This is a genomic window from Xanthomonas bonasiae, from assembly GCF_017163705.1.
Lineage (GTDB): Bacteria > Pseudomonadota > Gammaproteobacteria > Xanthomonadales > Xanthomonadaceae > Xanthomonas_A > Xanthomonas_A bonasiae.
The window spans coordinates 30,404-42,789 of record NZ_JAFIWB010000002.1 but is presented as its reverse complement, the minus strand read 5'-3'; the positions used below and the strand labels follow the sequence as shown (position 1 = coordinate 42,789).

Annotated in this window: 12 protein-coding genes; all 12 read right to left on the bottom strand. The window is 57.7% G+C overall.

The genetic code is table 11. The features are described from left to right. Nucleotides 1-191: 191 nt before the first annotated feature. The 12 genes from JR064_RS02890 to virB11 all read right to left on the bottom strand — a co-directional run bounded on the left by JR064_RS02890 (nucleotide 192) and on the right by virB11 (nucleotide 12,378). A complete protein-coding gene (locus tag JR064_RS02890; RefSeq protein ID WP_206228769.1) occupies nucleotides 192-1,802 on the bottom strand; it encodes an alpha-glucosidase in 1,611 nt (536 codons plus the stop codon). Between the two features lie 358 nt (nucleotides 1,803-2,160). Next, a complete protein-coding gene (locus JR064_RS02885) occupies nucleotides 2,161-2,427 on the bottom strand; it encodes a hypothetical protein (protein WP_206228768.1) in 267 nt (88 codons plus the stop codon). Between the two features lie 353 nt (nucleotides 2,428-2,780). Beyond that, nucleotides 2,781-3,323 (bottom strand): hypothetical protein, encoded by a 543-nt coding sequence (locus JR064_RS23285; RefSeq protein WP_338123859.1) that lies wholly within the window; start codon nucleotides 3,321-3,323, stop codon nucleotides 2,781-2,783. Between the two features lie 71 nt (nucleotides 3,324-3,394). Further along, the gene (locus tag JR064_RS02875; RefSeq protein ID WP_206228767.1) at nucleotides 3,395-3,868 is read right to left on the bottom strand and encodes a DUF4189 domain-containing protein; all 474 of its coding nucleotides are present in this window, start codon (nucleotides 3,866-3,868) and stop codon (nucleotides 3,395-3,397) included. A 471-nt stretch (nucleotides 3,869-4,339) separates the two neighbouring features. Beyond that, nucleotides 4,340-4,822 carry a DUF4189 domain-containing protein gene (locus JR064_RS02870; RefSeq protein ID WP_206228766.1) on the bottom strand — a complete coding sequence of 161 codons (483 nt, stop codon included), beginning with the start codon at nucleotides 4,820-4,822 and terminating at the stop codon, nucleotides 4,340-4,342. A 5-nt stretch (nucleotides 4,823-4,827) separates the two neighbouring features. Beyond that, entirely contained in the window at nucleotides 4,828-5,931 is a 1,104-nt protein-coding gene (locus JR064_RS02865) for a TrbL/VirB6 family protein (RefSeq protein WP_206228765.1), read from the bottom strand. A gap of 85 nt (nucleotides 5,932-6,016) precedes the next feature. Next, complete coding sequence (locus JR064_RS02860) at nucleotides 6,017-6,796, bottom strand: hypothetical protein (RefSeq protein WP_206228764.1); 780 nt, start codon at nucleotides 6,794-6,796, stop codon at nucleotides 6,017-6,019. Nucleotides 6,797-6,868: 72 nt separating this feature from the next. Further along, entirely contained in the window at nucleotides 6,869-9,340 is a 2,472-nt protein-coding gene (locus tag JR064_RS02855; RefSeq protein ID WP_206228763.1) for a VirB4 family type IV secretion/conjugal transfer ATPase, read from the bottom strand. 176 nt (nucleotides 9,341-9,516) lie between these two features. After that, nucleotides 9,517-9,828 carry a VirB3 family type IV secretion system protein gene (locus JR064_RS02850; RefSeq protein ID WP_206228762.1) on the bottom strand — a complete coding sequence of 104 codons (312 nt, stop codon included), beginning with the start codon at nucleotides 9,826-9,828 and terminating at the stop codon, nucleotides 9,517-9,519. Continuing rightward, nucleotides 9,821-10,234 carry a TrbC/VirB2 family protein gene (locus tag JR064_RS02845; protein ID WP_206228761.1) on the bottom strand — a complete coding sequence of 138 codons (414 nt, stop codon included), beginning with the start codon at nucleotides 10,232-10,234 and terminating at the stop codon, nucleotides 9,821-9,823. The genes JR064_RS02850 and JR064_RS02845 overlap by 8 nt, the downstream gene beginning before the upstream one ends. A gap of 72 nt (nucleotides 10,235-10,306) precedes the next feature. After that, entirely contained in the window at nucleotides 10,307-11,200 is an 894-nt protein-coding gene (locus JR064_RS02840; protein WP_206228760.1) for a transglycosylase SLT domain-containing protein, read from the bottom strand. Between the two features lie 134 nt (nucleotides 11,201-11,334). After that, on the bottom strand, nucleotides 11,335-12,378 hold the full coding sequence (gene virB11 / locus JR064_RS02835) for a P-type DNA transfer ATPase VirB11 (RefSeq protein WP_206228759.1): 1,044 nt from the start codon (nucleotides 12,376-12,378) through the stop codon (nucleotides 11,335-11,337). Nucleotides 12,379-12,386 lie beyond the last annotated feature (8 nt).

Below are 12,386 nucleotides of genomic sequence, written 5' to 3'. Positions count from 1 at the left end.
AACATGCGGATTTTGGATATGGAACCGCGAGTAGCAAGCGGTTCGTGTACATCCAGCGCGGTGACATCCAGGAGACAAGCGAACGTTCTGTGCCAGGGAGGAAATCTACACTCCCATAGCCCGACGTTGGCATCCATGCCGCTTTCGGCTGCCTGTCACGCAGGCAGCCGGACCAGCGGATCGCGCGGTGGCTACACGCCTTCCAGACACACCATCGCGTAACCGGGCAGCTGCAGGCCGCCCTCGACCTTGCCTGGGTCGATGCCAGGCACTGCCAGCTGTCGCCATTGCCCCGCGGGCAGCGCCACTTGGGTGGCTTGCGCCGACAGATTGAACGCCAACAGCAGCGTCTGCCGCGCATGCCGGCGCTGGAACATCAACACCGGCTCGGCGGTCTCGACGAACGCGATATCGCCTTCGCGCAAAGCCGCATGCCGTTTGCGCCAGGCCTGGAACTGCTGGAACGCGATCAACACCGAATGCGGATCGGCCAGTTGCGCCGCCACCGACTGCGCGCGATGCGCTGGCGCCACCGGTAGCCATGGCTTCCCGGTGCTGAAGCCGGCTTGCGCGCTGTCGTCCCACGGCATCGGCGTACGGCATCCATCGCGGCCCTTGAAGCTCGGCCAGAATGCGATGCCATACGGATCCTGCAGCGCCTCGAACGGCACCTCGGCCTCGCCCAGGCCCAACTCCTCGCCCTGATAGACGCACACCGAACCGCGCAACGAGCACAGCAACGCGATCAGAAGCCGCGCGAACGCAGGCGTCTGCGCACCCCGCTCCCAGCGTGTTACCGCACGCTGCACATCGTGGTTGGAAATCGCCCAACACGGCCAACCTTCGGTCATCGCCACTTCGAGACTCGACACCGTCTCGCGGATGTAGCGTGCGCTGAAATCGTCGGTCAACAGCTCGAAGCTGTAGCCCATGTGCAGATGCCCGGCCCGCGTATATTCGGCGGTGGTGGCGAGCGAGTCCTCGGACGAGATCTCGCCCAGGCTCACCGTCCCGGGATAGCGATCGAGCAGACCGCGCAGCTTCTGCAGGAACGGCAGGTTCTCCGCCTGCGTGTTGTTGTAGTAGTGGTACTGGAACGCATACGGATTGTCGGGACTGAAGCCCCGCCCCACGCGCTTTTCCGGGGGCTTTGGCGGATTGTCCCGCAGCAACGGATCGTGGAAGCAGAAATTGATCGCATCCAGCCGGAACCCATCCACCCCGCGCGCGAGCCAGAACTCGACATTGTCCAACGTGGCCTGCTGCACCTCGGGATTGTGGAAGTTGAGGTCCGGCTGCGACGACAGGAAGTTGTGCAGGTAGTACTGGCCGCGACGCGGCTCCCACTGCCAGGCGACGCCGCCGAAGATCGACATCCAGTTGTTCGGCGGCGTGCCATCCTCGCGCGCATCCGCCCACACGTACCAATCGGCCTTGGGATTGTCGCGGCTCTGGCGGCTTTCCTTGAACCACGCATGCTCCACCGACGTATGGCTGAGCACCTGATCGATCATCACCTTCAGCCCCAGCGCATGCGCCTTGGCCAGCAAGCGATCGAAGTCGTCCATGGTGCCGAACAGCGGATCGACCTCGCGATAGTCGGCAATGTCGTAGCCGAAATCGGCCATCGGCGACTTGAAGAACGGCGAGATCCAGATCGCATCCACGCCAAGCGCCGCGATGTAGTCCAGCTTGCGCACGATGCCCGGAAGATCGCCGATGCCATCGCCGTTCGCATCGAGGAAGCTACGCGGATAGATCTGATAGATGACGGCACCGCGCCACCATGGAGCCTGAGTCATGCAACGCCCCCCTTCGGGCAGAGATCGCGTGCGCAGAGGGCACGCGGAAAGCTGCGTTAGGGTAACGTCGATGTGCGAATCGAACAGGCGCTTGCATACGTATTCAGCGCACACGGCGCCTATGAATTGGGAAATAGCAAGCAGGCAACTATTGGATCACCACGGCCCGCAGCGCCGCTCGAGCGCGTTAACGGGCGCTTGGATGGAGTCGGCGCTCATTATCGCAATCTGCACCATAAACAGGTTCTTTTTCGATCGCGTCGTACGGACTGTCCGAGTCGCCAGGCACAGTCTTGACGATCGCGCTGCTCAGCCCGTCGGTCAGCCGCCAATACAGACCGCTCATCAGACCGTCGCTCTATGTTGCACCAGGCCTGGCAGCAGACATCATGCTCATCGCCTGGTCGATGATCAGCATCCAACGCAGCGCCGTCATCAACAGATCCATCGCGATCTCGCGCGACTGGCCCGTCAACACATCATAGCCTTGAACAGCATACACAACGCCAGCGCGCTCATCTCCCTTACCGTTACCCAGCAGGGCATACGCATAAACAGAGACCATTGAACGCCCAAAACGCTCAAGTGTCAGATTTAAAATTTTTTGAATACTGGATCCGTACACTCACTGTAAATTATGGAACATCCAGAACCACCATTTTTTTACATATCTCGATAGCAGATGACTTTGCCAGCGCCAAATCCCCTCTACCAGCCACACCTCCCTGTGTTCTTCCATTATCAGGAGCAGCTATAGCAACGCATTGATTTATAAGTAAAAGTTATCACACACCCCTTATATTCAGCCGACCTACACTGATCAAGGGCGTCATCTTCCGCATCTTTTTTGACAACATTTTAACTGAAGCCCAAGCCTCAGTAGTATTATCAGCGTTCGCAATGGCACCCCAAGTTTTAATCCACTCCCCCGTGGGACGAGGTGGAGCAGAGCCTTCATCATCAGGCAAGCACTGAGCGCTACCGGCCTGTGAACCAGTTGGGCATCGCGTTTGCGATTGAGCAACGCCCGCCCAAGTCAAAGAAAGCGCAAAAAAGAAAATAATTTTCAACTTCCCACCCTCTGAGATCATATATTTTATCAGTAGCAGCTATGCCACGAGAGCCTGCATTTGCTACATTAAAGTTATTCGAATCGCCACCAGTATTTCTAGTATTAACATGAGCCGTGGTGGCATGACCATCGGCAGTGGAATTATCGCAAGCCGGCGCCTGCGGCGTATAAGGCTGCCCGGACGCCGGATCCTTGCCCAGCGAACCGAAGCCCGAGTACAGCGTGAACTGCCCAAGCGTGCCCTGGAAGAACGATGCCGCCATCGGCGGCGCAGTGATGATCAGCGTACTCAATACCAAACCGATTCCTCCCTGCTGCAACGCCATGCTGCTTACGCCTTCGCCGGTGCCGTTGGCTGCCATCCACTTGGCCAGAAAACCCGCCGCCACCGCGGCAATCACCTTCGTTGCCAAACCCACCGTGAAACTCAATACCGACAACGAGAACATCGTCCCGATCCCGTACAGCAGCCACTTCTGGAACAGCGGCTTCGTTGCATCAAACAATATAGAGAGAGGAATCAATACTTCTTAAAGAAAGGCTTTGAGCAGTCAGCACCAACCACTGAACATTCCGCGCCAGAAGAATTTTTGCACTGATTAAGAGCCTTTTTTTTAGCATCTTCTACACTTGCACCACTGACAATTTTCCCACCGGTGCGACCCGCCTCGGCTTTAACAACGGCTACGCACTGATTTTTATAGGTAAACATAACTTTACAATCAGAGTTGCCGAGATTAGTGCATATTTTCAGCGCGTTATCTTTAGCTTCTTGCTCCGAAAATTTACCTGTACTGCTTCCAACATCTCCATTAGAAGAGCTTGCAATAGCTCCCCATGCCTTAATCCATTCACCTATTGGCCCGGACGGCTGAGAAGATGATTCCGAATCTGGCAGACATTGAACACTACCTGGGGCAACGCCCACAGGACATGCGGTTTGCGCACCAGCCTCAAAAGATAAACATAAAAAAATATAAATTATAAATTTCAATGCAATCCCCTCCTAAATTACATCAGCTCAAATCGACCTTTCCCACCTTTCCGCCACCCGCGTGAGATCCAGAGTCGGATGCAAATTGCGGCTGTCTCGAGCTATGATTAGTGGTTTTTTGGGACGTGTTATAATCGTTACCGGTTCTTGAAGACGAATCGTAATTCGGTGCCTGCGGCGTCATCGGCCACTCCGTCGCCGGATCCTTGCCAATCTGGCCAAGGACCGAATACGCATTGAAATGTCCCAGCGTGCCCTGGAAGAACACGGCTGCCATCGGCGGGGCTGTAAGGGTCAGCTCGGTCGAAACCAACGCGACCCCTCATTACTGCAAGGCCATGGCGCTCACGCCCTCGCCTTGGGGGCGGCACACTTCGCAACGAAACCCGCCGCGCCACCGCAGTTGTCACCTTCGTCGCCAAACCAATCGTGAAGCTCAAGACGGAATCTAAATAATTAAAACCCGGTACATCAATACTTCTTAAATACGGGATCAGTGCACTCTGAAAATACGACAACACACTGAGAGCTTGAAACCTTTCCACAATCTGCAACAGCCCTTTTACCGGCCGTCGCCTTGTCTTTACCCGTATTTATATTAACACCAGGCTCATTAGATGCAGCAACGGCAATACATTGATTAAAATAGGTCGCATCTGCAACGCAATCGGAAGCACCGGTAGCCCTACATTTATTTAAAGCGTCTTGACGTGCATCATTCTCACTGAAGGCCCCCTGAGAAGACCATGCACCGCCTCTTTGGTTGGATCGAACCAAAGCCCCCCAAGTTTTGATCCATTCGCCGGTGGGGCGTGAAGGCGCAACATCATCGTCAGGAAGGCATTGGGCACTCCCCGCCTGAGTTCCCACAGGACAACGAGTCTGACCGAACAGGGTGAAGGGCGCCCCCAGAGTTGCCATAGCTATGATTGTGTAAGCAATCCGGTTCTTCATAGATGTCAAACCCTATCGTTATGTGCGCCACGGCTACCCGGCGATGAAGTCGCGTTCTGCCCTTCCGCCCCTCTATTCATATTTGCATAAGTATTCATTGTGGCATCATTAACTCGATTCGACCTCCCATCATCGCCAGCCGTCGGCGCCTGCGGCGTATAAGGCTTCCCCGATGCCGGATCCTTGCCCAGCGAACCGAAGCCCGAGTACGGCGTGAACTGCCCAAGCGTGCCCTGGAAGAACGATGCCGCCATCGGCGGCGCAGTGATGATCAGCGTACTCAATACCAAACCGATTCCTCCCTGCTGCAACGCCATGCTGCTTACGCCTTCGCCGGTGCCGTTGGCTGCCATCCACTTGGCCAGAAAACCCGCCGCCACCGCGGCAATCACCTTCGTCGCCAAACCCACCGTGAAACTCAATACCGACAACGAGAACATCGTCCCGATCCCGTACAGCAGCCACTTCTGGAATAGCGACTTCGTTGCATCAAATAGCAGGCACAGGATGAACAGCGGCCCAAAGCCGATGAACAGTGCCATCGCCAGCTTGTTCAGCAACAGCAGCGAACCGCCCACCACGCCCGGGCCGGCCATTCCCAGACCCGTGAACAGGCGAGCGCGATCCTTCTCCTTCTCGCGCTCCGCATCGCCGGCCGTGTTGATCTGATCGATGCTCGTCAGCGCGATCTGCATCAGCGCCAAATTCTTGTCGATCGCTTCGTACGGACTATCCGAGTCGCCAGTCACAGTCTTGACGATCGCGCTGCTCAGCCCGTCGGTCAGCCGCCAATACAGACCGCTCATCAAACCGTCGCTCTCTGTTGCACCGGGCCTGGCAGCAGACACCATGCTCATCGCCACGCCAATGATCAGCACCGAACGCAGCGCCGTCACCACCAAGTCCATGGCAATCTCGCGCGACTGGCCAGTCACCACGCGGAAACCCTTGAACAGCACCCACAGCGTCAGCGCGCTCATCGCCGTCACCGTCACCCACCACGACATCCGGATCAGCAACGACCATTGAAAATAGTCGATCTCATCACGCAGAAAATTGTTGATGAGCGTGAAGAACGCGTAGTTACCTAAATTATTCAAAAAATCCATGACTGCTCCATAGCGCGGCGCGCTCATCGCTGAGCTCTATCCCTGCGAACCGAGGCCTTTTAGAAAGGCTCCGGAACAATGCTGACTAGTCGTCGATACTCAATCGTTTGAAGCCATCGGGCTTCGATGTCTTTGCCGCCTGCAATGCACCTTCCATGACTGCACCGCCAACCAACTTGCTGGCTATATCTCCCAGCCCGCTCCAACCAGGGAACAAGCCACCGCCCCCGGTCTCCGTCGCCGATGGCGGCGTCTGGCCGGTCATCGCGGCCCGGGCTCCAGCGGACTGCACCTGCGTCAGAAAGGAAAGCCGCTTTTCATAGGCAAACATGGCCGACTCGGTCTGCTGACGATCGATGTCCATCAATGTCTTCAGCGCAATCAGCTTATTGGTGTTGTCTTCGAGCTTGCCGATCTCTTCCGGCTTGATGTCTTGGCGCTCTTTCTCGATCGCGCGCAAGCGCTCCAACCGCTTGGCCGTGATGTCGTACATGGCCACCATGTAGTTGTACTGCGAGTTGCGTGTGCGCTGGATGAGTTCGCAGGTCTTCTGTTGTTCGCTGGAAACAGACGTACCAGACGTGCTGCTTGCACATTGGGAAACGCCGTAGCTGTCGTCGACCTTCTTGAGTTCTTCCTTTGGCTTTTCGACTTCGTCACCGCTCGCCTTGTCCTTGTCTTTAGCGCCAACGAGGTTCGCCTTGCGAATTTCGTCAAGCTTGTCCTTCAGCTTGTCCGTATTCTTTTCATTTTCGTCAATCTGCTTATTGTCGACCACCTCCCACTGCGCAAGCGCAGTGGCAGGCGACAACGCGCACAGCGCGAACAAGGCAAAGACGATGCGGAACCGATTGGAAGATTTCATAGTCCTGTCCATAAACACCTCAACACTGAAACTTGTAGGAGAACGTAGCGATCACAATCCAAACGAGCGCCATCAGACGACAGTGGCAGTACCGCGGCTATCCGAAGACGACGGTTTCCCGGCTGCCGATTTTCCGGACCCCTTGCGCTTGGCATAAAACTCGCTGAGCCATTGCTCGGGCGTCAGATCATCCGGCGCCACGCCATGCGCCTTGGCTTTTTGCTCGAGCACCTGGTGCATGATTTCGATATTGTCGGTAGACGCCGAGATGACGGCCAGCGCATCGTCCATGCCGCGCAGATTGAGCTGGCATACCGACGAGCCATGGCCCTGCTTGACCAGGAAGCAGCGCGAGCGTTCGTCCAGATTGACCACCACCTGGTACTCGGCTTCGGTGAGCTTGAGTCCTTCCATGTAGTCTTCCTTGCTGGCGTTGGGGTTGGGCAACAGGATCATGGTGGCGGTCTGCTCGACCAGCGCCGCCGAGATATCGCTGGCCAGCGCGTCTTCCGGACTCTGCGTGGCGAAGATGCCAAGGCCATTCTGCTTACGGATGGTCTTCTGCTTGTTCTTGGCGAATTCCTTGAGGCCGCCCTTGCCGTCCAGGATCTTCCAGAACTCGTCCATGACGTAGATCAGCGGGCGTCCGTCGATCAAGGCCTCGAGGCGGTGCAGCAGATAGTTGATGACCGGTACCCGCACTTCCGGGTTGTCGATGACGTCGGTGTAGTCGAAGCCGATGATGCTGGCCTTTTCCAGGTCGATGGTGTCGACCGGGTTGTCGAACACCCAACCGTGCGAGTTGCCCGCGGTCCATTTGCGCATGCGTGCATACAGGCCGTCGTCGCCCATGTTGGGCAGGCTCTTGCGGAAGTTGGTCATGCTGCGCAAGTGCATCGGCGTATCCAGCATGCCTTCGACGCCGCGGAAGATGTCCTCTTCCTCGCGCGAGGTGTACTCGAGCTTGCCGGCCAGAACCTTGACAAGGTCGGCCAGAAACTGCACGTTGGCCTCGCTGCGCTCGCACTGGAACGGATTGAAGCCGGTCGGGCGGCCATTTTCCAGGGCCAGATAGTTTCCGCCGCAGGCGCGCACGAAGATTTCTGCGCCGCGATCCTTATCGAAGAAGAAGATGGTCGGAATCGGGTCGAACTTCTGCACCTGGCTGAGCAGGAAGTTGATCAGTGCGGTCTTACCCGTACCGGACTTGCCGATCACCATGGTATTGGCGATCGCCTTTTCGCCCAGAGAATTCTCCGCCGGATGCGTCGCGTGGAAATTGAAGTAGTAAGGCTGCCCGTTGGTGGTCTGCAACGTAGTGACGCACTCGCCCCACGGATTGTTGTCGCGCTTGCCCTGAGCGAAATTGTGCAACGGGGACAGGCCAAGGAAGTTCAGCGAACTGACGTTGGCCAGGCGCGTGCGGTACTTCCAGTTGCCCGGAAGCTGCGCATAGAAGGACGACGCGATGGCCAGATCCTCCTTGGTGGAAACGAACCCGGCGTTGGACAACTCCGCACGGGTGGTCGCGACCTGTTGCGACAGCTTTTCCTGGGTGTCGGCATAGACGGCGATGGTGAAATGGTATTCGCCCAGCACGAAGTTGCCCGACGACAGCTGATCCATCGCCAGGTCCAGTTCGTGGATCTGGCTGACCGCCTTGTCGCCCGACGAGATCATCATGCCCTTGGTACGGTCCAGGACCTTCAGCGCGTCGTGACGCCCCATCGGGCTGAAGGAGTGGGTCACCACGTACTCGAAATCGAGATACTTCAGGCCGTTCAGGATGCCGGGATAGGTTCCGTCGGTATATTCCTTGATGTTCAGGATTGCGCCGAAGTGATTGAAGCCCTCGGGCGTCTTGATCACATAGTCGCCGGTCTTGTTGGCGAACATGTGCTTGCTGACCGGCAGGTATGCGGGAATCGGCGCCTGCAGCACCGGCACCGGCTCGTCGATGCGGTTGATCAGATAGCCGAAGAATTCGAGCGCCTCGGAGAATACGACGCCATTGCTGGCTTCGTACATGCTGAGCCGGTAAGGCGAATAGTCCTTCAACACGGCCTCGACGTTGCCGGCCAACTCCAGGATCTTGATGATCGATTGATCCTGCTCGGTCTGCAGCTGCGCGATGTTGGACGACTTGTCCATCAGCCGCTTTCCCGTGACCACGGGGCGGTAGATCATGGTCAGATACAACTCGTTCTGCATGATCTTCTGCGACGAAAGCGCGCCGTAGTATTCGTCCGACAGCGCCTGATTGAAGGCCTGGCGGAACTTGCCGCTCGACTTGATGCGCCGGCGGCGGCGAACGTCATGCACCCAGAAGGCCACGTTGGCGAAATCCGGTGCGCGCAGGGTCTGCAGCATCCGGTTGAACGTATTGTGGCGATGCTCGATCTCCCACTCCTCGCGGCCGACGAACGGCAGCCCTCCCAGATGCCAGGTCAACATGAAGTCTCCCCCCGTCGTCTTGAGCACCGAAGGCGCTACATGCGTGGAGATGGAGATGAATTCGCTGATCGAAGTATCTGGAATGAACATAGTGGGATGACTCTGAATCCATTTCGTCTTGCCAAGGCCCGACTCGGTTGAGGCGGGAACAGTCGAACAATTATTCGTCTACGAGCGTTCAGCTACCGCGCCTCGGAAAACCGAACAACCCCATGCACGAAACGAACCGTTCGTGCATGGGGTCGAGGCACACATGCCAAGTCGAATTAAGGCTTGGCGCCCGGCACATTCCTTCGATATTCATTGGGAGAAAATACCCACATCCCGGAGTAGCGCTGCAGGTTGCGCACGCGCATCCTGAACCTCCAGCGAAGCCCAAGCATCCTGAATATCATCTCGTCCCGTTTGGTCATCTGTTGCATGAAAAAAATGATCACCGGGATAAGCAGCAAAAACCACAGATCGAAGTACATCCCCATCAGCAAGCCGCCGCCCGCCCCGATGAAAAAGGGAATGTAAGGCACCCCCAAGAACATTGCAGGACGGGTGCAGCCGCGGAAAAGGACGTTCTTATGCATAGTACTGAAGAGCGTTCTGGATCATCAGCGCACCAGTGGTGGTGGTCTTGATGCACGAAGTCTGGCCGGTGTCGCCGATCAGCATGTTGGCCAGCTGTCCTGCCGCACCGATCAGCACGCCACCGATCAGGATCGGCGATACCTCGGAGATGCGCTTGTGCGCAAATGCGATCTGGTATCCGGCCACGACAACGGCGATGGTCACGACCGCGACCGAGCCCATGTTCAGGATATTGTTGACGTTGCTGAGGAAGCCGCAGACCTTCTTGTCGGCACCTGCGTAGCCGCCGTCCGTCGCCATCGCGATATTGGCGGCAAGCAGCGCCGTCACGAACAGCGCGGATTTCAGCGCGGCCATGCCCGCAACCTTGGCGCCGGCAGTCATCTCGATTTTCTTGAACTTCATGATGTATCTCCTGATTTGGAACAGAGGGGTGATCGAAAACGCCATTCGCATGGCAGTGCTACTTTCAACTGGCTAGAACACGAAAGCCCCGTCGCCAGGGGGAGGCGGCGGCGAGTTCGAGCCAGGAACGGCCGCCCCTGCGACGAACTGGGAATTGCTCGCAGGGGCGTGCGAAGCTGGATCGGCTCCGCCGCCGGCAGGCACCGCCACTCCCTTGCCGGTGCCTGTCGGTCGTATTACATAGAGATCCGGATTGCTGGCCGCGGCCGCCTGCGCTGGGGCACTCGCGTTGCCGCCAATTGCACGGGGCTGCTGTGCCTGCGTTGCCGGAAGCGTCGCCGCCTGGTAGAGCGCGGACGGCTGTTGCTGCGTGGCGAGTTGGTTGGCCAGTTGATTGGCGGCTTCGATGCGTCGCGACACGACCGAATCGAGTTCGCGGACCACCGCCGCTTTCGCGGTTTCGCCAGCAGTGCGGCGTACACCGGATGAAACCAGCGGAATCGCCCCTGCAGGAATGTCCGCCTGCACGCGCCCCTGGTTGATCGAGGCATAGACCTTCTGCACGTAGCCGTGCTTGTAGCCGGTCTCGAAATTGCCCGAGTAGTAGCAGCTGAAGGATTTCCCCCAATTGCCCCCCGAACGGCTATAGCATTCCGCGAGGATTCTGGAGGCCGCCTGCAGGTTCGGGCAGGTCTTGAAGGCCTTCTCGTAGGAATCGAGCCCGTACTTCACCAGGTTGTAGCGGTTGACCTGCCCCAGGCCAAGCGAGAAGTTGTAGCCCTTTTCTTCGAGCATGCGTGCGGTGGCGACGGCTTCGGAAAGGTTCTGCGGCTGTCGCACCAGACGGCCGCCGACCACACCGATCGCAAAAGGATTATGCGACGACTCGACGCGCACGACGTGCTGCATCACTTCGGCCGGAACCGCCATTTCGGGGCAACTCAATAGTTCCATGCCTGGCAACATGCCTCGCTTACTCCTGTGTCCATCGACCGTGCCGGCGAATAGCTGGCGGGTCGCAAATGACGCAAACAATCGTGTTCGAAGGGAAAATCAAAGTCAATACGACGAGGTATGGGAACTCACCTTAATGAACATATTCATTGACCCCCATGGAGCGTGCGCTCCGGATCGAAATCGATGCCGGTGATATAGCGACGGCCGGCATGCGACTTGATGTGCACCACGATGTCGATGGTCATCATCAGCAGGCGCTTGATGACCGAGAACTCAAGACCCGAACCTTCGGACGAAGCCTTCACCATCAACGCCAACTGATCCCAGGTCTGGCCGATGCTGCCAGCATGGCAGCTGGTGATGGAGCCGGGATGACCAGAGGCGCAGTTACGGATGAAGTAGAACGATTCATCGCCGCGCAACTCCGCCAGGATGATCCGATCCGGCTTCATGCGCAGGCAAGCCTCCATGCAGCTCTTGGCCGTCACGTTACTCGTGCTTTGTCCGCCTTTCGAATAGAGCAAATGCACGGAATTGGGTTGACTGATGAAAAGCTCGCGCGCGTCCTCGATGGTGACCAGGCGTTCCTCGTTGGGAATATGGTTCACCAACGACTTCATGAACGTGGTCTTGCCGCTGCCGGTGGCGCCGGCAACGACGACGTTCTTCTTGAACAGCACCGCCTTCTTGAAGAACTCGGCGTAGTTCCGTTCGCGCCTGAGCTCGAGCAGCTCGCGATCCTGATCGCTGATGCCCGCTTTCTGCTCCAGGATCTCCTCGAAGAATCCGTCTTCCTTGTACTGCTCCAGGGTCTTCGTGTGCTTGGACGGCAGGCGGATCGTGATCGACACCTTGCCCGCATCGCATGCAGGCGGAATGACGAACTGCGCACGCTGCCCGGTCGGGAAGGTCAGCGACACCACCGGATCGGTATCGGTGATGCGCTGGCCGGTGTTGCTTTCGTTGACCACCGCCGTACAGAACTGGCGAGCCCGATCGAACGTCAGCGACGGGATGTCCATCTTCTGCCAGCCACGCAGCGTCTCCAGGTACAACTCGCCGGGACGGTTGATGCAGATTTCCGTCACTTCCGGCGAATTCAGGTAATCCAGGATGCCCAGCACCGAGTACTGGTAATCCAGGAAGTCCGTGGAGATCTGCGCGGTCGGGGAGTCGTCGAGGGTCACGAGGCTGT